This is a genomic window from Microbacterium sp. zg.Y1084 (assembly GCF_024623595.1).
GTDB classification, from domain to species: Bacteria; Actinomycetota; Actinomycetes; order Actinomycetales; family Microbacteriaceae; genus Microbacterium; species Microbacterium wangruii.
On record NZ_JANJGV010000003.1, the window covers coordinates 675,934 to 699,485 of the forward strand.

Genomic DNA, 23,552 nt, shown 5'->3' on the forward strand with positions numbered 1-23,552 from the left:
CCGCGGCGTCAGGCGGTCGCGGCCGCGTGCGCCGCGAGCCGCCGCAGCCCCTCATCGATGCTCACCGACGGCGCCCACGCGAGCGCCCGGCGGGTCTCGCGCTGGTCGAACCAGTGCGCGGTCGACAGCTGCTCGGCCAGGAACCGCGTCATGGGCGGCTCGTCCGCTCCGGGCCGCAGCGCCCAGGCACGCTCGATGAGCGAGCCGGCGGCGCGCGCGAGGCCCGAGGGCACGCTCCACCGCGGCGGGGTGACGCCCGCCGCGAGGCAGATGCCCGCCAGCAGCTCCCCGACCGGACGCGGCTCGCCGTTCGTGATCACGAACGCGCGGCCGTGCGCCTCGTCGGCGCGGTGCAGCGCCGCGACGATGCCGGTGGCCGCGTTGTCGACGTAGGTGGAGTCGATGAGCGCCCGCCCGCCGTCGAGCAGCGGCAGGCGTCCCCGCCGCGCGCGGTCGACGATGCGGCCGACCAGCTGGGTGTCGCCCGGCCCCCACACGAGGTGGGGGCGCACGGCCACGACGCGCATCGCGGGGGAGTCGCGGTCGAGGGCGATGAGCTCGGCCTCGGCTTTCGTCCGCGCATATTCGCCGCGGGCGTGCTGAGGGGATGCCGGTTCGGCCCCCACGCCTGCGAGCGCCACTCCGGCGTGCGCCACCGAGGGCGACGACACCTGTACGAAGCGGGATGCCCCGGCGCGCTCTGCCGCGTCGAGTAGGGCTCGCGTGCCCTCGACGTTGACCTCATGGAACTCGGCGGGGTCTCCCGCCAGCGACACCTTGGCGGCGAGGTGGACGATGCCCTCGGCGCCGTCGACGACGCGGGCGACGGCCTGCGGATCGGTGACGGACCCGAGAACGTCGGTGACGCCCTCGACGCGGCTGGGCCGTCGCTGCAGCGCGCGCACCTCGTGGCCGGCGGCGACGAGCTCGGCGGCGACCGCACGCCCGAGGTAGCCGGACGCTCCGGTGACGGCGACGATCACGGCCGGCCCATCCGTCCGCCGGCGAGCGTGCGCTCGGCCCACTGCGACAGCCGGGTGCGGTCGATCTTGGAGTTGTGGCGGATGTCGGTGGGCAGCTGCGGCACCGCCAGCACGGCGACGAGCGGAAGATCCGTGCGCCGGCGCAGGTCTGCGGTCAGCTCCGGCGAGGCCAGCCCGGGGCGGGCGACGGCCGGAACCGTCTCGACGACGGCGACCGGCTGGCGCAGCCCGTGCGGGCCGATGGCGACGACCGCGGCGCGGCGCACCCCGTCGGAGCCCTCGATGTCCTGCTCGGCCCCGACCGGGGCGACCGGCCCGTCGGCGGTGGCGAGCACGTGGGGGAGGCGCCCCTCGATCCACAGCCGTCCCTCGGCATCGAGGTGCCCGACGTCGCCGGTGCGGTGCCAGCGCCCCTCGGACGGGGTGTCGACCACGGCACCCCGGTCGGTGAGCCACAGCCGGTCGTACGACGTCTTCAGGTGCGGTGCCGACACGACGACCTCGCCGAGCACACCGGGCTCCGCGCTCGGCGCGCCGGTCGCGTGGCCGTCGGCATCCAGCGCGCTGATCAGCACCTGGTTCACCCCGATCGGCGAGCCGACGCAGACGCCGCGATCGGCGGCATCGGCCACGGCACGGATGCCGTCGAGCGTCACGTCCGTGACGAGCAGGCACTCGGTCATGCCGTAGGGGGTGTGCGGCTCGGCGTTCGGCATGAGCTCGGCCGCGGCCGCCAGCAGCGGCTCCCCGACCGGCGCGCCCGTCGAGAGGAACGTCCGCACGGTCGCGAGAGCGCGGCGGTCCTCGCCGGTCAGCGCACCGGCCGTCGCGACGACGTTGAGGATGGCCGCCGGCGACAGGAACACGATGCGGGCGTCAGAGGCGCGCACCGCCGCGGCGACGGCCCGCGCCGTCAGGGTGCGGGGGGCCGAGACATCCATGTCGGGCGTCGCCGAGCGGGTGCCGAGCGCCGGCCCCAGCAGGGCGAACGGGGCGAAGCCCGTGACGAGCCCGGTGTCGCCTGTCACGTCGAAGTGGGCGGCGAGCACGTCGCGCAGCGCCGAGAGCTGGCGGTGCGTGTAGGCGACGCCCTTGGCCGGGCCGGTGGAGCCGGAGGTGAAGAGGATCGCCGCGGGGTCGTCGGGTGCCGGCTCGTCGGGGAGGGGAGCGCCTGCCCCGAACGCGGCCACCGTGGTGAGGTCGGCCGCGACCCCGAGCAGCTTCGCGGATGCCGCCGGCAGCCGTGGCACCGAGATGCGCAGGCCCGGCCACCCGAGCGCCCGGGCGGCGGCCAGGCCCGGCAACTCGCCGATGACGACGTCGGGCCAAGCGCCCCGCACAGCGCGGGAGAGTCCCCGCACCCCGAGCCCGGCGTCGGCCACCACGACGACGGCGCCGATGCGCAGGCACGCGTAGATCACGGCCGTGAGGGTCGGCCCCGGCGGCACGAGCACCGAGACGCGCTGGCCCTTCTGCACGCCCATCTGCGCCAGTCCCGCCGCCAGGCGCCGCACGCGGTCGTCGAGCTGCCGCCAGCTGACGCGGCGCTCGCCGCCGCGGCGGGTGGCCATGTCGATCACCGCGACGTCGTCGTCGCGGCGGGCGTCGAGGGCCGCCCACAGCGGCGTGAAATCGGCGCCGCGGTCGTCGTCGACGGACGGCGATGCGGCGGCACCGTCGCTCGCCGTGCCCGCGTCGCCGGTCAGGCGGGCGCCGTTGTCGCCCAGCCACGTGAGGATCGCGTCGGCGTACGGGCGGTCCTCGGCGATGAGGTGGCCGGCGCCTTCGAAGCGGTGCACGTCGGCGTGCGGCAGGCGGTCGACGAGATCGTCGAGATAGCGGTCGCCGAAGATCGGATCGGCCGGCCCCCACAGCAGCAGCGCAGGCACATCGAGGGCGGCGACGCCGTCGGCGATGCGCTGCAGCTCGTCGAAACTCTCGTGCGCGGCATCCACCGGGATGTCCGCCACGAACGCGCCGATACCCTCCCGGCGTGCGGCGGTGCGGTACGGCGCCCGGTAGGCATCCTTCACCTCGGGCTCGAGCGCCGGGTGGGCCAGCGCCAGCGTCGTCTCGAGAAAGGCGGGAGTGGCGACGGTGGATGCCGCGAGCACACCCCGGGTGCCGGCGAGGCGCAGCGGCGCCGGGATCGGCTCGCCCGCCGGATGGTGCACCGCGGTGTTGAGGGCGATGACCCCGGCCAGCAGCTGCGGGTGGTCGATCGCCCAGCCGAGGGAGACCACGCCGCCCCAGTCATGACCGAGGGTGACGACCGGTCCTTCGAGGCCGAGCGCATCGGTGACATCACCCAGGTCGCGCACGCGCTGCGCGAGGGTGCGGGGCGCGCCGGTGCGGGCCGAGAACCCCATGTCGAGCTGGTCTACGGCGATCACGCGCCAGGCCGGCTGCCCCTCCTTGGCCGCGCGCAGCGAGGCCGACACGAGGCGCCGCCAGAGGTAGGACCAGGTCGGGTTGCCGTGCACCGCGAGGATCGTGCCGACGGGCGCGATGCCCAGGCGCGCAAGCTCGGCGCCGGTGTCGAGGTAGTGCCACTCGTGCGCGGCATGCGTGCCCCGGCCGACGACCTCACGGGTGCGACTGCAGCGGACATCGAGACCCGGGAGCCCCGCCAGCGTCCCGGTGAGCGCGGCGCTCACCAGGCCAGTTCCATCATCGCCGTGTTCAGGCCGGAGCCCACGCCCATGAGTAGCACGCGGTCGCCGCGCTGCAGGCTCGCCTGCTCTTCGACGAGGGTGATGGGCACGGATGCGGGACCGATGTTGCCCAGCCGGGGGAACGTCGTCGGCACGCGGGAGCGGTCGAGGTTCACCGCCTTCACGATGGCATCGGTGTGCACTGACGACACCTGGTGCGTGATGTAGCGATTCATCGACTTCCAATCCCACTCGGCCGACGCCTCCTTCCACGCCGACACCACCAGGGCGAGACCCCCCTTGAGCAGCGCCTTGGCATCGGTGAACATGCCGTCGACGCTTCCGACGCACAGCTTGTGGAACTGGGTCGCGGCGCGGGTCACGCCGCCGACGATGCGGTGCCCCGCGGGGTGCTCGTCGGCGCGGCCGAGCACGGCGGCGGCGGAGCCGGAACCCAGCGTGAGCGAGGCGAACTCGCTCATGAACCCGTCGCGCCCGCTCTCGGTCTGCAGCAGACGCTCGATCGTGTTGACCTGGATCTCGTCGGCATCCTCACCGGCGACGACGACGGCGTACCGGATCTGGCCGGAGTCGATCATCGTCGCCGCGAGCGACATGCCGTTGATGAAGCCGAGGCAGGCGTTGGCGATGTCGAAGTTGATGGCCGAGCTCGGCAGGTCCAGGCCGTGGTGCAGCGCCACCGCGACGGAGGGCTCGAGGTTGCTGCGGGTGACCGAGGTGTTGATCAGCAGCCCGACATCCGACGGGCTGACCCCGGCCTGCGCGAGCGCCTGCTTTCCGGCGGCGATCGTGGCGGCGTCGACGGTCTCGCCCCTCGCCCAGTTGCGCCGCTCCCGCACGCCCGCGACGCGGGTGAGCATGCCGCTGCGCAGCTTCAGCCGCTTCAGCGACGGCGCGAGGCGCGCTTCGATGTCGTCCGAGGTGGTCACCCGACCGGGCAACACGCTCGCGACGGACAGCAGCGCGACGTTCTCGAAGCGGGCGGTGGCATTGCCGGGCACAGATCCTCCTCGTGGAGGCGCGTCGTCCTCCCTATAGCGTTGTACCCCACCGCGCCCCTGTGTTCCCGGGGTTGCGCTCCGCGCATTCGCCTGCTCACGCTCTGCGTTCCGTGAGTTCCTGCTCACACAGCAGTCGCGTGTGAGCGGCAACTCACATGCGCGAAAGAGAAGACGTCTGCGAGGATGCCGCCGCCGGCCGCGGCGGCATCCTCAGACCGCGGCCACGCGCCGGTGCACCATCCGCACCACAGTTGCACCAATCGGATGCGAGGGCGGCTCGAATGCCGAAGAGCGGGAGAAGCTCGTCCTGTCGCTCGCCCGACCGATCCGGGGGTTGCTACCAGGGCATCGGTCGGTCGGCGTCGCGTGAACTGTCGTTCGGCATGTGCGGCAGGGGTTCCCCGCCGGCCCTGATGCACAGCCAGCGCAGCTCGGTCGGGCTGTCCGGCCACGCGCGCCAGGTACGCCACACGTTCTGCCCGACGCGGACCGCGGTGCCAGGATGCACGTCGATCACGTCGTCGTCGAGGCCCATCTGCCCCTCGCCTTCGAGGAACACGTACAGTTCCTCGACCTGCGTGTGCGTGTGCCAGTAGCCCGCTTCTTCGCCGGGCAGCAGCGCATTGGCGGACAAGCCGATGTACTGCATGGTCAACTCGTGGTCGACGATGCGCCTGCCGTCGCGCGAACGGGCGGGGGCGAAGCCGCCGAAGTGCTGCCGCCACTGGTCGAGCGGGCCGATCTGCGTCACCTCGTAGGGGCTCACGATGGCATCCCTTCTTCCCTGCCGCTGCTGCTGCCGCCGCCGCTGCGGGTGCGGCGCCAGGCTTCTCCGTCGCGCTCGTACACGACGCGGGTGTGATTGCGGTCGAGTGATCCCTGCCAGAACTCGACCCGCTGCGGCGCGATGCGCCACAGCATCCAGTCGTCCGCCGCAACGCCCGCCCGTGCCTCCGCCGACCGGGCGGCAAGGTCGGCCGCGACCTCGGCACCGGTCGCTTCGCGGACGTTTCCGCGCACGCGCACGGCGCGCACGAGCGGCTGCCACCAGAAGTTCAGCGCGGCGGCGGGATGCGCGGCCAGCTGCGTGCCCTTCACCGATGATCGCGGGCCCGCCACCGCCCAGCCGTGATCATCGACGTCCTTGAGGATCAGCGTGCGGGCGTCGGGCAGACCGTCGGCGTCGACGGTCGCCAGCGTGGCTGCATGCGGCTCGGGCACTCCCGAGTCGACAGCCTCGCGCAGCCAGGCGGTGAAGAGCTGCTCCGGGTCATCAGGAAGCGCGGAAAGATCGAACGGGGGAGGCGACCCGGTGAGCGACGGCAGCGAGCGCAGCCACTCCGCGATCGACGAGGACTCCATGCGCCCATCCTGGCGGGCCGCCCGCGCGAGGGGAACCCGCGGCATCATCGTCGCCTCGGCCGATCACGATCAGGCGGTGGATGCCGGGCCTCAAGATCCGCCACCACTCGGCCCGTCGCGCGGCTGTCGCTGAGCGACGGTCTTGCCTGCGGCTCAGCCGGCGGCGAGGGCGGCGGACCAGACGTCTTCGTGCGTCTGCACGTACGGGATGACCGCGTGCCAGTGTTCGCCGTGCCCGGCCGTGAACATCGATGCCCACGGCTCCGTGCCCGTGCGGTGCGACGACTGCAGCAGGTCGTACATCGCGGCGGTGCGTCGGGCCATCTCCGCGGGCAGGTCGCTGCGCAGTCGTGCGTCCGCGCCGTATCCGTCCACGAAGGCGGCCAGATCGCGCGCCGACTCCTCCGGCGTACGGTCCGGGTCGTTCAGGGTGAACGACTGGGCGGCGTAGGCGAGGTCCCACAGCCGGGTGCTGGGCGCGGCGGCATCCCAGTCGATGAACACCCATCGCTCGCCGATGAGCAGATTCCAGGGGGCGAGATCGTTGTGGCACACGAGGTCGTCGCCGGGCGCAGGGATCGCCGTCTGCCAGACCGCACCGGGCTCGGGCGTATAGCCGGCGCTCGCGTCGTGGATGGCGCGGACGAGCGCGCCGACCCGGTGCAGCTCGGCAGGGGAGAGCGGGCCGACCTCGATCGCGAGCCGGCCAGGCACGAACTCCTGCATCTGTCGCCCCTGCTCGTCGCGGCCGAGCGGCGCGGGCGCATCCACGCCGACTGCGCGCAGCGCCTCGACGTACCGGGTGACGCTCGGGGTCGACGCCGTCCACGGCTTGCGAACGGTGTCACCCACCCGCACCACGCCGTTGCCGCTCGCGTTTCCGCCGGCGAGGGTCTGCTCTTCGATCACTCGTGGAGACTATCCGCTACGCGAGGGCTCTCGAGCACACGGCGCTGCACGAGGCGCACCACCGCGATGAGCACGGCGCCGACGCCGACGGTGACGGCCACCGCCGTCACCGTCGTGGGGCTGAGCGCGACGAGTTCGAAGAAGTCGCGCGAGATCGGCACCAGGTACATGAGCGCCAGGCCGCCGATCATGGCGGCGACGATGCCCACCGTGACGAACGTGAGCGGTCGCGCCAGCACGGCGAGGATCCAGAGCCCCAGCATGCCGAGCACGAGCGTCGCGCCGGCGCGCACCTCGACCTCGGGGACGCCTCTGCCGTCGAGCACGCGCGCGTATACGGCGATGCCCGCCGCGACGACCACGCCCGCCGGCACGGCGAACGACAGCGACCGCCGCAGGAACCCGGGGACGTAGCGGCGCGTGTTCGGGATGAGCGCGAGGAAGAACGCCGGGATGCCGATCGTCAGCCCGTCGGTCAGCGACAGCTGCCGGGGGAGGAACGGGAAGGGGAGGAACAGCACCCCGAACGTGATCGCGAGCACCGTGGCGTAGGCGGTCTTGGTGAGGAACAGCATCGACACCCGCTCGATGTTCGCGATGACCTGCCGACCCTCGGCGACCACCGACGGCAGGTGCGAGAACTTCCCGTCCAGCAGCACGAGGCGCGCGACGGCCTTGGTGGCGGCGGAGCCGGAGTTCATCGCGACGCCGATATCGGCCTCTTTGATGGCGAGGGCGTCGTTGACCCCGTCGCCGGTCATCGCGACGGTGTGGCCCGCCGACTTCAGTGCGACCACCATGCGCTGCTTCTGATCCGGGGTGACCCGCCCGAACACCACGTTCTCCTCCAGCACACGGGCGAGCGCCGCGTCGTCGTCGGGGAGTTCGCGGGCATCGAAACCGTGCGGGGCATGGAGCCCTACGTCACGCGCGATGGCGGCGACGGTTTGCGGGTTGTCGCCGGAGATGATGCGCACCGCGACGTCCTGCGCGGCGAAGTAGGCCAGCGTCTGCGCGGCATCCGGCCGGATGCGCTCGCGGAAGGTCAGCAGCGCCACGGGAACCGCGTCGCCGGGCACCGTCACACCGCCAGTCGGGGTGCCGCGCGCGAGCACGAGGGTGCGGCGCCCCTGCGCGGCCAGCACGGCGGCCCGGCTCGCCATATGGGCGACCGGCGAGGCGGCCGGCGCGGCGCCGGGGAAGACCAGCTCGGGCGCGCCCATCACCCACATGCCGTCGTCGAAGGTGACGGCGCTCCACTTGCGGGCCGACGAGAAGGGCACGGTGGCGATCGGCGGTGTCCGGGGCGGGTCGGGAAAGGCCGGGGCGAGGCTGCGCGCGGTCGCGTTGGCGGCAGGGTCGGCGGCGAACCAGGCGAGCACCTGCTTCCATCCGGCGACGTCGGCGAGTTCGTGCGCCGCGTCGAACACGACGTCGCCCTGGGTGAGCGTGCCGGTCTTGTCGAGGCAAATGACGTCGACGCGGGCAAGCCCCTCCACCGCGGCGAGCTCCTGCACGAGCACCTGGCGCCCGGCCAGCCGCACCGCGCCGACCGCGAAGGCGATGCTCGTCATGAGCACCAGCCCGAGCGGAATCATCGCGATGACCGCCGCGATCGACGAGGTCGCCGCCTCGCGCCACGCGCCGGTTCGCCACGCCTCCGCCCAGCCGCCCTGCACGTCCATCTGCGCGTTGAGCACGAGCAGGGCAACCGGGAAGATGATCCACGTCACCCACCGCAGCACCCGGTCGATCGACGAACGCAACTCGGATGCCACGAGGGAGAATCGCTTCGCCTGCGCGGTCAGCGAGTGGGCGAACGACTCCGCGCCCACCCGGTCGACGCGCGCCAGGCCGGACCCCTCGACCACGACCGAGCCCGACAGCACCCGGTCGCCCGGGCCCTTGTCGACGGGCTCGGACTCGCCGGTCAGCAGCGACTCGTCCACCTGCAGGTCGCGCGCCTCGGACACCTCCGCGTCGGCGGGGATCTCGTCGCCCGCTCGCAGCACCAGCACGTCGTCGAGCACGACGTCGGCGACGGCGATCGTCGTCTCCTCGCCGTCGCGGTGCACGCGCGCGTCGGCGGCGTTGAGCAGCGCGAGCCGGTCAAGCGCCGCCTTCGCACGGAACTCCTGCACGCTGCCGATCACGGTGTTCGCCAGGGCACTCAAGCCGAACAGGGCGTCCTGCCATCGGCCGATCACGAGCAGCAGGGTGAAACAGCCCAGGACGAGTCCGTTGAAGAGGGTGAAGACGTTGGCGCGGATGATGCTCCACGCGCTGCGACTGGTCTGCTGCCGGTAGGCGTTGGTCTGACCAGCGGCGATGCGCTGCTGGACCTCCTGCGCGGTGAGGCCCGGGTCGCCATCATCCATGGAGCCTCCACACGACTGTCGGTACGCGTTCAGAGTAGGCGGGCGGGAGCACGCGCGGGAGGGTGGGACGTTTCGGCTCGGGCGGAGGCCGGGTCGTTGAGCGAGCGCAGCGAGACGAAACGCCCGGTGGGGTGAGGCGTTTCGTCTCGGGCGCGGCGCGCCCTCGCTCAACGACCCGGGAAGGGGGCGCGCTCGCTCAACGACCCGGGAAGGGGGCGCGCTCGCTCAACGACCCGGGGCAGGGGGGCGCGCTCGCTCAACGACCGGGAAATGGTAGACCTCCGGCGGCGGCTACTCAATCACTGCCGTGCCCGAGAAGGGCTGTGCTTGCATGGCCTCGGCGTCACCACCGCGGGGCGCTCCGCGACGAGGCGGCGGAAGGACGATGGATGTCTGTTTCCACACGATCGGCGAGGCGCCTCGCGCGCGTGATCGGCGCGGGCCTTGCGGTGACGCTCGGAGCCACGCTGGCGGCGTGCGCCGCCGGCGACAGCGGCCCCACCGAGATCCGCTTCCACCTGAGCAAGCCTGAGGCGATCCCGTACTTCCGCGAGCTCATCTCGGAGTACAACGCCTCGCAAGACGACGCGCGCGTCGTCTTCGATACCTCGTCCAACCTGCAGGCCGGGTTCCTGCGGGGCAACCCGCCCGACCTCGGGCTGCTCAACTACAACATGGAGATGGCCCGCTTCATGGAGCGCGGCGCCCTCAGCGACTTGAGCGACATGCCCGAGGCCGACCGCATCCTCCCCGAGGTGCAGGACCTCGTCGACCAGTACGCCACCTACCCCGGACGCACGAGCGTGCTGCCGTATTCGGTGATGGCGGCATCCGTCATCTACAACAAGGAGATCTTCGAGCAGCAGGGGCTCGAGGTGCCGCAGACGTGGGACGAGCTGCGAGCGGTCTGCGACCAGTTGCTGGATGCCGGCATCACGCCCTTCTACGCGACGTTCAAGGATCCGTGGACGGTGGGACAGGGCTGGTTCGACTACACGGTGGGCGGCTCCGTCGACGTCGCGGACTTCTTCGACCAGATGAACGAGCTGGGAACCGAGGTCGGGCCCGACTCCGAGGTGTCGTTCGCGACGACGCTCGCGGAGCCCGTCGAGCGGATGACCGAGCTGACCTCGACGTACGTCAACCCGGATGCCGCCAGTCGCGCGTATGGCGACGGCAACCTCGCCTTCGCGAACGGGGAGGCGGCGATGTACCTGCAGGGGCCGTGGGCGTTCGGGGAGATCGACAAGACCAACGACCAGCTGCAACTGGGCACGTTTCCGCTGCCCATGACCGACGATCCCGACGACCTGCGGGTGCGCGTCAACATCGACCTGGCGGCGTGGATCCCCGAGGCATCCGCCCACAAGGAGGAGGCACGCGACTTCCTGAGCTACCTGTTCCAGAAGGACGTGATGGACGAGTACAACGCGGCGTTCCTCGGGTACGGCACCACCACCGACGCGGCGCCGGTGACCGACGAGCGGATCATCGGGATGAAGGAGTACTACGACTCCGCGCGGTTCTACCAGGGGCCATCGAAGGCGATCCCGCTGACCATCCCGACCGACAACTACATGCAGGGCATCGTGACCGGAGCAGATGCGCAGAACATGCTGCGCACGCTGGACGCCGATTGGGCCCGACTGGCGCTGCGCCAGTAGCCGGGCCGAAAGGGGAGACAGATGGCATCCACGACGGTGACGGCGGGCGCCCCGCCCGCGGTCGGCACGCGCGGCCGCAGCGCAGCGGCCGCGAAGCCCCGCACCCGGCGCAAGGTCGAGGGGGTCTACTACCTCTTCCTGCTGCCGAGCCTCATCCTGTTCACGCTGGCCATCACGCTGCCGGCCGTGATCGGCATCTTCTTCAGCTTCACCAACTCGATCGGGTTCGGCGACTGGGAGTTCATCGGGCTCATCAACTACCTCGCCGTCTTCAGCGACCCGGCGATCCTGCAGAGCTATCTGTTCACGTTCTTCTTCGCCATCACGACGGTGATCGTGGTGAATGTGCTGGCGTTCCTGCTGGCCGTGGGGCTCACCTCCCGCATCCGGCTGAAGACCGGGCTGCGCGCGGTGTTCGTCATCCCCATGGTGATCTCGGGCATCATCATCGCCTACGTCTTCAACTTCCTCTTCTCCAACTCCCTGCCGGCCCTCGGCGAGGCGTGGGGGATCGGATGGCTGAGCCAGAGCATCCTCGCCAACCCGGATCTCGCGTGGCTGGCGATCGTGATCGTCGCCGCCTGGCAGGCGATCCCCGGCACGCTGCTGATCTACATCGCGGGTCTGCTCGCGATTCCCGGGGAGGTGTACGAGGCGGCATCCATCGACGGGGCAGGCAAGGGCCAGCAGATGCTGCGCATCACGCTGCCGCTCGTGGCCGGGTACGTCGTGATCAACGTGATCCTGGGCTTCAAGAACTTCCTCAACGCCTACGACATCATCGTCGGCCTCACCAACGGCGGACCGGGCACGGCGACCCGCAGCATCGCGATGACGATCTTCACCGGGTTCTCCGGCGGCGATTACGCCTACCAGATGGCCAACGCCACCCTGTTCTTCCTCATCGCCGTCGTGCTCTCGCTGCTGCAGCTGCGGCTCACCCGCGGAAGGAACGTGTTCTGATGTCCTCCACGCAGATCTCCCTCACCGTCGAAGACGTCAACGCCGAGCGGGTGCTCGACGGGGACGCGCCCCGCAAGAAGGCCGCCCGCCGGCGCGGGGAGCGGTGGAACTGGTCGGGCACCGTCATCCTGATCATCTGCGCGCTGACGGTGCTGGTGCCGCTCTACGTCACGGTGTCGATGGCGTTCAAAACGCGGTCGCAGGCCGTCGACGGCAATGCGTTCTCGCTGCCGGCGCCGTTCAGCGTCGACGGGTTCGTCGAGGCGTGGGAGCTGACCGACTTTCCGCGGGCGTTCCTCATCTCAGCTCTCGTGACCGCCTTCACCGTCGCCGGCACGGTGCTGCTGGCGGCCCTCGCGTCGTTCGCGATCTCACGCAACTGGGACCGCAAGCTCTTCCGGTACTCGTTCTACTACCTGCTGGCGGCCATGTTCCTGCCGTTCCCCGTGGTGGCGCTGCCGCAGATCCAGTTGACCGGGCTCACCGGACTCGACAACCCGGTGGGTGTGACGATCCTTCACATCATGTTCCAGCTGAGCTTCAGCATCCTGCTGTTCACGGCGTTCCTGCGTTCGATCCCGGCGGAGCTCGAGGAGAGCGCCCGCATCGACGGCGCCTCGACGTGGCAGACGTTCTGGCAGCTGATCTTCCCGCTGCTGGCGCCCATGAGCGCCACGGTCGGCATCTTCGCGTTCCTGGCGTCATGGAACGACTTCATGATGCCGTCGCTCATCATCTCCGACCCCGCGTCGCAGACGTTGCCGGTGGTGCAGAACATCTTCCAGACCCAGTTCAGCAACAACTACAACGTCGCGTTCGCCTCCTACCTGATGGCGATGGCGCCCGCGATCATCGTGTACCTGTTCACCCAGCGCTGGGTGATGGAGGGCGTCACGCAGGGGGCGGTGAAGGGGTAGGGCGGGCGCCCGTGCCGCCGCAGCGGCGCTTCCGATCAGGCCCCGCCCGGTCCATAGCGCACCGGCGCGCTGTGGACGCGCGCGCACGCCTCCGTCAGCACGCCCAGGAGGTCTCCGTCCGCAGCGGCGAAGGATCTGCCGTCGATGGCCAAGGGAGCGCCGAAGACCACCACGGGAGCGCCCAGGGCTGGGCACCCCACAGCCTGCTCGATCGAGAGCCCACCCACGGCCTGCACGGGAACACTCGTCGCGGCGACGATCGCGGGCAGATCGGTGAGGGGAGACAGGCCCTCATCGGGGTGGGCGTTGCGATGGTCGTAGCCGATGTGGTGGATGACCATGCCCACCCCCAGCGACTCGAGGCGGGCGCACTCCGCCACCCGATCCGGTGCCCCGAGGTCGTCGCCCATGACGAGCATGCCGAACCTCTCGCCCGCCGCGACGACCGCGTCGATCGTCGCGTCGTGGGCACGGCCCATGACGATGACGGCGTCGGCTCCGGCATCGCCCATCATCTCGGCCTCGAGGTAGCCGCCGTCCATGGTCTTCAGATCGACGATGAGCGGATGGCGGGGGAACTCCTTCCGGAGCGCGCGCACCGCGTGCAGCCCTTCGGCCAGCACGAGGGGAGTGCCGACTTCGATCCAGTCCGCGCCGGCCTCCACGGCCACGGCGGCCGTCTGCAGGGCGTCACGGCTGCTGGTGAGATCGAGTGAGATCTGCACGAGGGGACGGGTGATCGACGCGCGTGTGAGCCCGCGAATGGTCGTGGACACCGCCGTCACACCTCCTTCGCTGCTCGGACGAGATTGCGCAGCTGTTCGCCGCGCCGATAGGCCCGCAGGTTCGCGGCGATCAGCTCCGCCGCCCCGAGCGGGCGGCCTCCCGCAGCGTGCGGAGTGATGATCACGTTGGGCAGGTCCCACAGGGGCGAGGATGCCGGCAGGGGCTCCTCGGTCGTGACGTCCAAGGCGGCGCCGCCGATCCGGTCCGCACGTAGGGCCTGCACAAGAGCCTGCTCATCGATGGTGCTGCCGCGACCGACATTGATGACCCAGGCGTGCGGCGGCAGAGCTGCCAGCAGTGCGGCACTCAGGGCGTGCTCCGTCTCGTCGCCGGCGGGAAGGATCATGATCACGACGTCGGTGGTCGCGAACAGCTGTGGCAGCTGCTCGTCGGTGACGACCTCGATGTCGCCCTCGCGGCGCGGTCGACGTCCGACGCCCGTGACGGAGGCTCCCAGCGCGCGAAGATGCGGGGCGAGGGCCGACCCGATGCTGCCGAATCCCCAGATCACGACGTTCGCGTCCCGCAAGGTGGAGAACACCCCCGGGCTCGGTTCGGCCTGGATGCCGCCCAGCTCACCGGCCCAGCGGTGGCCGATCTGCGCTCGCACGAGCAGGTTGAGCCGCCGCGCCGCGGCGAGAGTGAGTGCCAGGGCGTGCTCGGCGACGGGCGCATCGTGCAGCGAGCGCCCGCTGGTGATCGCCACATGGTCCGGGAAGCCGGCCGCGAGCGCGGCATCGCTGCCGGCGGAGAGCAGTTGCACCCACCGGAGGCGCTGCAATCGGGTCGCCGCGTCGGCGAGGAGGTCGTTCGGCACGCCCCACACGACCAGACCCTCGGCATCGACGTGCAGGTCGGGGATGGGTGACGACGGATCGTAGGCGACCATTTCGACGCCGTCGGGCGCCGAGGGCGCGTCGACGATGTCCGGGATGAGCAGCTTCACGACGACGCCTCCGTACCGGGGTAGGGGACCCCGCCGGCGACACCGAGTTCGATGAGGGACTCGACCGTGGCTGCGGGCAGATCGATCCCCGCAGCTTCGCGCGCCTGCGCCGTGAGTCGTTCCGGTTCGCCGGGGACAAGAACCCGGTCGAACCCGGGGGCCGGCTCGGCGCCGTGTGCAGAGTCGATCAGCGCATCGATGCGGTCGCGGAAGAGCGGGAGGGGGAGGAAGTGCGCGACGTCCATGGCCAGCAGCCAGTGCCCGACATCCTGTCGCTTCGAGAAATCGGTGTACATGTTGCCGATGTCTCCGGCCACGGCGGCGCCGCTGAGAACCCCGGCCAGCACTTCGATCAGGAAGGCGAGGCCGTACCCCTTGGGCCCGCCGGCGGGCAGGAGGGACACCACGGCGGCCGCGTCGGTGGTGGGCGCGCCGTCGGCATCGACTCCCCAGTCCGGCGGCACCGGCTGACCCTTCGCGCGCGCCACGAGCACCTTGCCCATGGCCGTCGTGCTGGTCGCCATGTCCAGGCTCAGCGGCTCGCCGCCCGTCGGCGCGGCGAACGCGAGCGGGTTGGTACCGAGAAACGCGCTCTTCCCTCCGAACGGCACCACGTTCGGCTCCGAGTTCGAGACGACGACGGCGACCTTGCCGCGTCCCGCGAGCGCACGGGCGTAGTAGCCGGCAGTGCCGAAATGGGTGCTTCCCCGCACGGTGGCAGCGGCCACGCCGAACTCGCCGCTCAGCTGGGTCAGTTCATCCACCGCGGCGCGCGCGGCCAACTGTCCGGCGGTGCCGCCGGCATCGATGCGCACCACGGCACCGTTGCGGTCGACCGAGGGTCGCGCCGCCGGATCCACCAGACCCGCGTCGATGCGTGCCCGATAAGCGGGAAGGCGGATCACACCGTGCGAGTCGACGCCGCGCAGGTTCGCGTCGACCAGCGTGTCGGAGAGGTACTCCGCGTCTTCTGGTTCGTAACCCCAGGTCTGGAGCAGCGCCGTGGTCCACGTACGCAGTTGCTCAGCATCGATGGTCATGTCGACTCCTTCTCGCTTCATTGCGTGATCGATCACCTTGCCGTGGTGCCGCGTACACATAATAGTCTTACTCGTCATACTTTTGAGTGACCGAGCTTCAATGAAGAAACGAGGAACCGATGAGGATCAGCGTCTTTCCCAAGGGGGAGCTGGACGATCTGGCCGTACGGCGCACCATGACGGTGTTCGAGTGGATCGACAAAGCCGCCGTGCTCCCCGCTGACGGGCTCGAGCTGTACAGCGGAATGCTCTGGCAGAGCGACGACGACTACCTGGATGCCATCGGCGAGGCGCTCGACGACGCAGGCTTCGAGATGCCGATGATGTGCGTGTCACCCGACTTCACCCACCCCGACGCCGATGTGCGGGCAGCGGAATTCGACAAGGAGGTCGAGATGATGCGCGCCACCGCTCGACTCGGTGGCAGAGGCGCCAGCACGCGAGTGCTCTCCGGCCAGCGGTGGCCGGAGGTGCCGCGGGAACAGGGCATCGAGTGGGTGGTGGAGGCCTACACCCGGCTCATCCCCATCGCCCGGGAACTGGGCGTGACCCTGGCGATGGAGAACCACTACAAGGACGGCACCTGGCGTTACCCCGAGTTCGCGCAGCGGTCGGACGTGTTCCTCGAGATCGTGGATGCCATCGAGGACCGAGCCACGTTCGGGGTGCAGTTCGACCCCTCGAACGCCATCGTGGCGGGTGACGATTCCGCAGACTTCCTGGATCGCGTCGTCGATCGCGTCGTCACCATGCAGGCGTCGGATCGATCGCTGGCCCCCGGGGGATCCCTCGACGAGCTGCGCCAGAGCGACGGCACGCTCGGCTATTCCCCACTGCTGCAGCACGGCGTGATCGGCCGAGGCCTCAACGACTACCCGAGGATCTTCCGCACGCTGGTGGACGCCGGCTACGACGGCTGGATCAGCATCGAGGACGGCGTGAACGGCATGGGGGAGATGGCAGAGTCCGTGGACTTCCTCCGCGCCGCCCGCGATGAGTACTGGGCCGGCTCGACCGCCGTCCGGGTGCGCACCCAGGAGGACGCGCTCGCCGCAGCGGGGCTGCCCAGCATCGCACGGGACGACCACCGCCGTGAGGTGGCGCGATGAAGGCGCTGGTGAAGTTCGGCCTGTCCGACGGCGATGTCGAGCTGCGCGACGTACCTGCTCCGGTTCTGGAGCCGGGCACCGTGCTGGTGGCCGCGCGCGCAGTGGGCGTGTGCGGCTCCGACATCCACATGTGGCGCAATGGCCAGAGCTGGGACGTGGCGCTGCCCGTCGTGCTCGGCCACGAGACCGCAGGCGTCATCGCGGCGGTCGCCGACGATGTCACCGGCTGGCAGGTCGGCGACCGCGTGGTGTGCGAGACCGCCGCCCGCATCTGCGGCGTCTGTGCGCTCTGCCGCGTGGGCCGGTACAACCTGTGTCCTCATCGTCAGGGGTATGGAGCGACGCGCGACGGCGCATTCGGTGAGCTGCTTCTGGCCGAACCCCGCGTTCTGCACCGGATTCCCGAGACCGTCTCGTTCGAACAGGCGGCGATGACCGAACCGTTCGCCGTCGCCTACAACGCCCTCGTCGAGCGCGCCAGTGTCACGCCGGGCGATCTGGTGGTGATCCAGGGTGCCGGCGCGATCGGCGCGCTGGCCCTGCAGATCGCTCGGCTGAGAGGTGCGGGAACGACGGTGGTGCTCGGGACGCCGGTGGATGAGCGCCGCCTGAAGACCGCGCTCGAACTCGGTGCCGATCACGCGATCGACATCACCAGGGAGGACCCCGTCGCGCTGATCCGTTCACTCGGCGATGGTCTGGGGGCAGACCTCGTCGTCGACGCGACCGGCGTGAGCGCAGCGCTCGCGCAGGGACTGGAACTGGTGCGCCCGCTCGGGGCCATAGCGAAGATCGGCTGGGGCCCGCAGCCCCTGAACTTCAGTCTGGATCCGCTCGTGGCGAAGGCCGTCACCCTCTTCGGCTCCTTCTCGCACACGTGGACCACCTGGGAGCGGGTGCTGGGTCTCTTCGCCACGGGCGCGCTGGACACCACGCGGGTTCTCGGCGGCGTCTACGACCTGGCCGACTGGCGGGAGGCGTTCGAGCACATGGAATCCGGGCGCAACATCAAGTCGGTCATGGTGATGCCGCACTGAGGGCGCCCGCCGGGGCGTCAGCGGGAGCGCGAGCGGTCGTGCATGTGGTCGAACTCCCGCAGCGTCCGCTCGACCAGGCTGATGGCCAGACTCTGGGCGGCGGCGACGTCACCACGCACGAGGGCCTCCGCCAGTGCCAGGTGGTTCTCGACCGAGTCGGCGGTGATGTCGTGCATGCCCGGGCGGGTGTCCTGCCCGCGCGCGTCCAGCGTTGCTCCGATGGTGTCCGCGAGCTGCGCGATGACCGCGTTCTGTGTGCCTTCCAGGAGTAGCCGGTGGAATGTGGCATCCCGCTCGAAGAACCGACGCGCGTCGCCGGAGAGGAAGGACTCCTTCATCCCCTGGGCGCTCTCGAGGATCGCCTGCGCGCCTTCGGCGTCGATGCGCGTGGCCGCGAGCCCGGCGGCCACGTGCTCGATGCCGAGGCGCAACTCGAGCAGTTGCTTCATCTGCTCCACATAGCCCGGCCCCTGCCCACGCCACTTGACCACGTAGGGATTGAGCAGGTCCCATTGCGATGACGGCAGCACTCGGGTGCCCACCTGCGGTCTGGCTTCCACCAGCCCCATCGAGCTGAGGGTGCGGATTCCCTCCCTGACCACGCTGCGTGACACCCCGAGCCGCTCGCAGAGCTGGTCGGCATAGACGATGCTCCCGGGCGGGATGTCCCCGTTGATGATCTCCTGTCCGATCTCATCGACGACATGGGCATACAGGCCCGTTCCGATGCGTGCTCGGTAGCGCGCGGCGGCGCTGACGCTTCTGCCATCGGTCACAGGGGTACTCCGCTCACTCACTCGCCGCAGCGTCGAAGTCGTAGTCGCCGTCGGCGGCTGCCGCTTCGTACGCGAGGCGTGGCATCTGGGAAGCGAGCTTGCCTCCACTGACATCGATGAGCGTACCTGTGATGTACGACGCGTGATCTGAGGCGAGGAAGCAGATCAGGCTCGCGATGTCGGCCTTGTCGCCCCACCGACGCAGGCTCAGGGTATCGAGGAGGCGGGACTGCTCCTCGGGTGGCAGCTGCGCGAACCCGTTCATGGCGGTGGGGATCATCCCGGGCGCGTAGGCGTTCGCGGTGATGTTCCACGGGCCGACCTCGCCGGCGAGTGCGCGGGTGAAGTGCGCGACGGCGATCTTCGACGAGGCGTAGGCCCCGCTCGCGTAGATCGGGACCAATGCGGCGAAGGAGGCGGCATTGATCACGCGGCCCCACCGCTGCCGCTTCATGATCGGCAGCACTGCGCGGCACATCAGGAACGTGCCCTTCAGATTGACGTCGTGGACGAGGTCCCACGTCGCCTCGTCCATCACGTCGATGGCGCCGTTGCCCACGACGCCTGCGTTGTTCACGAGGACGTCCAGGCGCCCGTAGGCCTCGTCGACGGCCTGGACGACCTCGCCGATCCGCGCCGAATCGCGGATGTCGCAGACGAACTCCCGGTGGGGGGTGCCGATCGCGTCCAGTTCCGCGGATGTGTCCTGCAGGTCGGTGGCGCTGACGTCGACCGACACCGTCGTGACGCCCTCACGGGCGAGCGTGGTGACGATCTCCCGGCCGATGCCGCGGCCGACCCCCGTGACGAGGGCGACTTTTCCGCGCAGGTCGATGTGCATATGACTCCTTTGTCGTTCGTGCTTGCGCTACAAGTATGATTTATTAGACTAGTCACGGCTAGCGGTGCGGTGCACCCGGCCCCCCTCTTACCGGCGCAATGCTGCGCGATGACAGAGAAGGAGATGCGATGAAGCATCGAACGGTACTCAGGACCTCGACGGTCGCCGCGGTCGCAGCCCTCACAGCGGCGTCGCTGGTGGCCTGCTCGGGCGGCACCGGTGACGGCGGAGGGGAGAGCGATGTGCTGCGCATCACCCTCGCGAACCACGTGTGGACCGACATCATGAAGGAGAAGCTGTCGGAGTTCGAGGAGGAGACCGGCCTCACCGTCGAGCTGACCCAGCTCGGCGAGGACCAGCTCTCCGACCAGTACAACGTCAAGCTCAACGCGGGCACGGACGAGATCGACGTCATGATGTACCGCCCTCTCCAGGAGGGAAAGCTCTTCGCGCAGAACGGCTATCTCGCCGATCTCACCGCGAATGTGGAGGACGCCGGCGACTGGGACTGGAGCGACTTCCAGTCCGGACCCGTGGAGGCCACCACGTACGACGGGACCGTCGTCGGCGTTCCCCTCATCACGGAGTCGGAGGTGCTCTACTACCGCACCGACCTCCTCGAGGCCGCCGGCCTCGAGGTCCCCCAGACCCTCGACGAGCTGGAAGCGGCGGCCAAGGCGATCTCCGAAGCCAACCCCGGCGTCGCGGGCTTCGTCGCCCGCACCGGCCGCTCCGCAGCGGTCACCCAGTTCTCGAGCTACCTGTTCAGCTTCGGCGGAGACTTCCTCGACGGCACCGAGTCGGCCATCGACACGTCGGCGGCGCTGGAGGCCTATGAGTACTACGGCGGACTGCTCAACGCATACGGCCCCGAGAACGTCAGCACCGACATGAGCTGGCCCGAAGCGGCAGCCATCTTCGCGCAGGGTCAGGCAGCCTTCTACACCGACGCCAGCAGCCTCTACCAGAACCTCGCGCTCGAGGAGAACTCCACCGTCTACGACAAGCTCGGGTACGCCCCCTTCCCGGAGGGACCGGCCGGCTCGAAGCCGTACAGCATCCCGTCGTGGGCGCTGGGCATCAACGCGACGTCTCCCAACCAGGAGAACGCCTGGAAGTTCATCGAGTGGGCGACCAGCTTCGACAGCGTCCTGGCGGTCCAGGAGCAGGGTGTGCCGGGGGCGCGTACGTCGGTGTGGGACGACCCGGCGGGCACCGCCAGCTTCCCGCCTGCGCTCGCCGAGGCGATCGCCATCAACGCCGAGAACGGCGTCGGATACGACCGCCCGCTCGTCGTCAACGTCGCCGAGGCGCGAGAAATCGTCGGAGAGCCAATCGTCGTGGGCATCACCGGCGGCGATGTCGAAGACGCCGTCGAACAGGCCCAGGAGAAGTTCACCGCCTTCCTCGAGGACGAGAACCAGTAGGCCCGGCGGAACTGGCCCCCCACACCACGTCGGTGGGGGGGGGGGGGGAAGGCGCCAACCCCCCCCCCCCCCCCCCGCCAGAGGGCACGCGGGGGCGGGGTTGCGCGCCGTGAGAGCGACGTCTGGGCGAGATACTCCCACTGGGTGAACAAGCACCGCAGATGGGTCTTCGCCGCACCCGCGATGATCTTCATCGCCCTGCTGCTGATCTTCCCGCTGGTGTGGACGCTCTATCTCAGCCTCACCAACTCGCGCGGCTCCGTTCGCGCGCCGTTCGACTTCGTCGGTCTGAGCAACTACGCCGACGTGCTCACCGACACCGAGCGCTTCTGGCCGGCCGTCGGGCGCACCGCCTACTTCACCGGCGGGGCGCTGCTGTTCGAGGTCGTTCTCGGCATCGCGATCGCGCTGCTGCTGTGGAAGCCGTTCCGCGGCGAGCGGTGGGTGCGGGTCGCGATCCTGCTTCCCCTCGTGGCGACGCCCGTCGCGGTGGGCATGATGTGGCGGCTCATCTTCGAGCCGAACATCGGCTTCGCGAACGAACTGCTTTCGTGGGTCGGCATCCCTGCTCAGCCGTGGCTGAGCAGCCCGGACACGGCGCTGAGCACCCTGATCTTCGTGGACGTCTGGCAGTGGACGCCGATGGTCACCCTCATCGTGCTGGCCGGGCTGACGGCTCTTCCCGAGGAGCCGGACGAGGCCGCACGCGTCGACGGCGCGAACTGGTGGCAGCGGCTCTGGTACGTCACGCTGCCGCTGCTCGCGCCCACCATCGTGGCTGCGGTCATCCTCCGCGGCATCGATGCACTGAAGACCTTCGACATCCTCTACGCCACCAAGGGCAAAGGGGGAGGGTCCTTCCATGAGGTGGAGACGCTCAACATCTACGCGTACGGACTGAGTTTCGACTACAACCGCTACGGCCAGGCATCCACCGTTCTCATCCTGTTCTTCATGATGATCATCGGCCTGATCTGGATCATGTCGCTGCGCAGGAAGGCGCTGAACAAATGAGCACCACGGCTCTCGTCGTCGTCCCGGAGAGGCGTCGCAAGCGGTTCCCCTGGCCTGGTTTCGGGCGCACCGTCGGTCTCGTGGCCGTCGTCGTCACCTTCGTCGCCCCGCTGATGTGGATGCTGCTGGCGAGCTTCAAGACGAACGTGGACATCTACGACCCGTCGAAGTCCTTCGTCTTCACCCCCACGCTGGGCAACTACGCCACCGTGTTCGGTCAGGCGAACTACGCGGCCTACATCTGGAACTCGCTGTTCGTCGCCTTCGTCGCCACGGTGCTGTCGCTGCTTCTGGCCGTTCCGGCCGCATACAGCATGAGCCGGTTCGTCATGGGGAAGTCGGCGATGGTGGTGCTTCTGGCGAGGATCATCCCCGGGGTGAGCCTGCTGGTGCCGTGGTACTTCGTCTTCTCCCAGATGCGGCTCGTGGGCAGCTATACCGTGCTGATCCTGTCCATGATGTTCGTGTCGCTGCCCCTGATCCTCTACATCATGATGTCGTACTTCGATTCCATGCCTGAGGAGCTGGAGGAGGCGGCGCAGGTCGACGGTCTCACTCCCATCGGAGCGTTCCTGCGCATCACCCTGCCGCTGTCGATGCCCGGGGTCGCGACGGCGGCCATCCTGTCGTTCATCTTCGCCTGGAACAACTTCATGTTCGCGCTGGTGCTCTCCGGGTCGAGCACGAAGACGCTTCCTGTGGCGATCTTCGACTTCGTCGGCTACGCGAGCATCGACTGGGGCGGATTGATGGCGGCTGCCGTGATCGTCACCGTGCCGATCATGCTCATCGCCCTGTTCACGCAGAAGTACATCGTGTCGGGGCTCACCGCCGGCGCGACGAAGGGGTGACCGCGGTCGGGCGAACGGAGCTCAGCGTTCCACCGATCCCACCGGAGTGATGACGAGTTCGTCGATGCGCACGTGCGGCGGAGAGGTGACGACGAAGGTCACTGCTCGCGCGACGTCCTCGGCTGCGAGCATTCGCCTGCGCGGCTCGTCCGACGGGGGAGCGGGACGCAGCGAGAGGAACTCCGTGTCGATGTCGCCCGGCAGAATCGCCCCGGCTCGCACGCCGTGCGTGGATTCCTGCTCGTTCAGCGCGTCGGTCAGCGCGCGCAGCGCCATCTTGCTGGCGCGGTAGGCCACGCCGGCTCCCGGGGACGCCGTCCAGGCGGCCACGGAGGAGATGATGCACACCGTGCCCTGGGCGCGGCGCAGACCCGGGAGTGCCGCGGCGATGATCTCGGCCACCGCGATCAGATTGGTGTCGATGACGCTGCGGAAATCGGCCATGTGCTGGTCGCCCCAGGTGCGCTGCGGCGTGTTCAGCCCTGCGGCCAGCACGAGGTCATCCACTGGGCCTGCGGCCTCGAGCAGGGTCTCGGCGTCGCCACGGGTGATGTCCCACGCCAGCGCCGTGGCGGTGCCGCCCGCCGCGCTGATCTGCTCGGCGACACTCTCGAGGCGGTCGAGGCGCCGCCCGACGAGCACCACGTGGTGCGTCGCCGCCAGGGCTCTGGCGGCTGCGGCCCCTGTGCCCGATCCGGCTCCGGTGATCAGCGCCGTGCGGCGCTCCTGCTGGGTTCTCGGGGATGCCATGGTGGCAGTATGCCAGGGCCTCGCTTCGCCCTGCGAGCGCGCCGGCAGCGGAGGGCGTCTCAGCGCGCCCGGGCGAACGGAGGGCGTCACGCAGGGGCGGTGGAGGGGCAGGGCTCCGCGCCC

Annotated in this window: 21 protein-coding genes; 8 read left to right on the forward strand and 13 right to left on the reverse strand. The window is 69.9% G+C overall.

The features are described from left to right. Positions 1-8: 8 nt before the first annotated feature. The 7 genes from NQ165_RS07860 to NQ165_RS07890 form a co-directional block, all read right to left on the reverse strand. Complete coding sequence (locus NQ165_RS07860; protein ID WP_257525689.1) at positions 9-983, reverse strand: NAD(P)-dependent oxidoreductase; 975 nt, start codon at positions 981-983, stop codon at positions 9-11. After that, on the reverse strand, positions 980-3,640 hold the full coding sequence (locus tag NQ165_RS07865) for an alpha/beta fold hydrolase (RefSeq protein ID WP_257525688.1): 2,661 nt from the start codon (positions 3,638-3,640) through the stop codon (positions 980-982). Before NQ165_RS07865 ends, NQ165_RS07860 begins: the two co-directional genes overlap by 4 nt. Continuing rightward, the gene (locus NQ165_RS07870) at positions 3,637-4,659 is read right to left on the reverse strand and encodes a 3-oxoacyl-ACP synthase III (RefSeq protein ID WP_257525687.1); all 1,023 of its coding nucleotides are present in this window, start codon (positions 4,657-4,659) and stop codon (positions 3,637-3,639) included. Before NQ165_RS07870 ends, NQ165_RS07865 begins: the two co-directional genes overlap by 4 nt. A 337-nt stretch (positions 4,660-4,996) precedes the next feature. Further along, on the reverse strand, positions 4,997-5,425 hold the full coding sequence (locus NQ165_RS07875) for a cupin domain-containing protein (RefSeq protein ID WP_257525685.1): 429 nt from the start codon (positions 5,423-5,425) through the stop codon (positions 4,997-4,999). Continuing rightward, the gene (locus tag NQ165_RS07880) at positions 5,422-6,021 is read right to left on the reverse strand and encodes a pyridoxal 5'-phosphate synthase (RefSeq protein WP_257525684.1); all 600 of its coding nucleotides are present in this window, start codon (positions 6,019-6,021) and stop codon (positions 5,422-5,424) included. Before NQ165_RS07880 ends, NQ165_RS07875 begins: the two co-directional genes overlap by 4 nt. A gap of 153 nt (positions 6,022-6,174) precedes the next feature. Beyond that, positions 6,175-6,927 (reverse strand): phosphotransferase, encoded by a 753-nt coding sequence (locus NQ165_RS07885; protein ID WP_257532410.1) that lies wholly within the window; start codon positions 6,925-6,927, stop codon positions 6,175-6,177. Further along, entirely contained in the window at positions 6,927-9,308 is a 2,382-nt protein-coding gene (locus tag NQ165_RS07890) for an HAD-IC family P-type ATPase (RefSeq protein ID WP_257532350.1), read from the reverse strand. Before NQ165_RS07890 ends, NQ165_RS07885 begins: the two co-directional genes overlap by 1 nt. 389 nt (positions 9,309-9,697) lie before the next feature. Here NQ165_RS07890 and NQ165_RS07895 point away from each other — a divergent pair, with 389 nt between their 5' ends. From NQ165_RS07895 to NQ165_RS07905, 3 genes are read left to right on the forward strand one after another with little or no spacing between them, the layout of a single operon-like run. Continuing rightward, a complete protein-coding gene (locus tag NQ165_RS07895; protein WP_257525680.1) occupies positions 9,698-10,972 on the forward strand; it encodes an ABC transporter substrate-binding protein in 1,275 nt (424 codons plus the stop codon). Between the two features lie 21 nt (positions 10,973-10,993). Further along, positions 10,994-11,935: a carbohydrate ABC transporter permease gene (locus NQ165_RS07900; RefSeq protein ID WP_257532352.1), complete on the forward strand. Its 942-nt coding sequence runs from the start codon at positions 10,994-10,996 to the stop codon at positions 11,933-11,935. Next, positions 11,935-12,852: a carbohydrate ABC transporter permease gene (locus tag NQ165_RS07905; RefSeq protein WP_257525676.1), complete on the forward strand. Its 918-nt coding sequence runs from the start codon at positions 11,935-11,937 to the stop codon at positions 12,850-12,852. The genes NQ165_RS07900 and NQ165_RS07905 overlap by 1 nt, the downstream gene beginning before the upstream one ends. Before the next feature lie 35 nt (positions 12,853-12,887). On the opposite strand, the gene NQ165_RS07910 is transcribed toward NQ165_RS07905, so the two are convergent. The 3 genes from NQ165_RS07910 to NQ165_RS07920 are packed head-to-tail and all read right to left on the reverse strand — an operon-like array spanning position 12,888 to position 15,624. Continuing rightward, positions 12,888-13,628, reverse strand: coding sequence for an orotidine 5'-phosphate decarboxylase / HUMPS family protein (locus NQ165_RS07910; protein ID WP_257525674.1), 741 nt, complete (start codon positions 13,626-13,628; stop codon positions 12,888-12,890). Positions 13,629-13,633: 5 nt separating this feature from the next. Further along, positions 13,634-14,584, reverse strand: coding sequence for an NAD(P)-dependent oxidoreductase (locus NQ165_RS07915; protein ID WP_257525673.1), 951 nt, complete (start codon positions 14,582-14,584; stop codon positions 13,634-13,636). Further along, on the reverse strand, positions 14,581-15,624 hold the full coding sequence (locus tag NQ165_RS07920; RefSeq protein WP_257532355.1) for an Ldh family oxidoreductase: 1,044 nt from the start codon (positions 15,622-15,624) through the stop codon (positions 14,581-14,583). The genes NQ165_RS07915 and NQ165_RS07920 overlap by 4 nt, the downstream gene beginning before the upstream one ends. A gap of 119 nt (positions 15,625-15,743) precedes the next feature. On the opposite strand from NQ165_RS07920, the gene NQ165_RS07925 reads away from it, so the two are divergent. Together NQ165_RS07925 and NQ165_RS07930 are read left to right on the forward strand one after the other, a co-directional pair. Next, entirely contained in the window at positions 15,744-16,733 is a 990-nt protein-coding gene (locus NQ165_RS07925) for a sugar phosphate isomerase/epimerase (protein ID WP_257525669.1), read from the forward strand. Continuing rightward, entirely contained in the window at positions 16,730-17,770 is a 1,041-nt protein-coding gene (locus NQ165_RS07930; protein WP_257525667.1) for a zinc-binding dehydrogenase, read from the forward strand. Before NQ165_RS07925 ends, NQ165_RS07930 begins: the two co-directional genes overlap by 4 nt. A gap of 17 nt (positions 17,771-17,787) precedes the next feature. Here the strand turns inward: NQ165_RS07930 and NQ165_RS07935 are convergent, their stop codons facing one another. Beyond that, positions 17,788-18,546, reverse strand: a complete 759-nt coding sequence (locus NQ165_RS07935) for a FadR/GntR family transcriptional regulator (protein WP_257525665.1) — start codon at positions 18,544-18,546, stop codon at positions 17,788-17,790. 13 nt (positions 18,547-18,559) lie between these two features. Further along, the gene (locus NQ165_RS07940) at positions 18,560-19,387 is read right to left on the reverse strand and encodes an SDR family NAD(P)-dependent oxidoreductase (protein ID WP_257532357.1); all 828 of its coding nucleotides are present in this window, start codon (positions 19,385-19,387) and stop codon (positions 18,560-18,562) included. Between the two features lie 128 nt (positions 19,388-19,515). Between NQ165_RS07940 and NQ165_RS07945 the strand changes: the two genes are divergently transcribed. The 3 genes from NQ165_RS07945 (at position 19,516) to NQ165_RS07955 (ending at position 22,679) form a co-directional block, all read left to right on the forward strand. Further along, positions 19,516-20,814, forward strand: coding sequence for a sugar ABC transporter substrate-binding protein (locus NQ165_RS07945; RefSeq protein WP_257525663.1), 1,299 nt, complete (start codon positions 19,516-19,518; stop codon positions 20,812-20,814). A 144-nt stretch (positions 20,815-20,958) separates the two neighbouring features. Continuing rightward, on the forward strand, positions 20,959-21,828 hold the full coding sequence (locus NQ165_RS07950) for a carbohydrate ABC transporter permease (RefSeq protein ID WP_257532359.1): 870 nt from the start codon (positions 20,959-20,961) through the stop codon (positions 21,826-21,828). Beyond that, the gene (locus NQ165_RS07955; RefSeq protein WP_257525661.1) at positions 21,825-22,679 is read left to right on the forward strand and encodes a carbohydrate ABC transporter permease; all 855 of its coding nucleotides are present in this window, start codon (positions 21,825-21,827) and stop codon (positions 22,677-22,679) included. The genes NQ165_RS07950 and NQ165_RS07955 overlap by 4 nt, the downstream gene beginning before the upstream one ends. Positions 22,680-22,700: 21 nt before the next feature. Here the strand turns inward: NQ165_RS07955 and NQ165_RS07960 are convergent, their stop codons facing one another. After that, positions 22,701-23,429, reverse strand: a complete 729-nt coding sequence (locus NQ165_RS07960; RefSeq protein WP_257532361.1) for an SDR family oxidoreductase — start codon at positions 23,427-23,429, stop codon at positions 22,701-22,703. Positions 23,430-23,552: the final 123 nt, after the last annotated feature.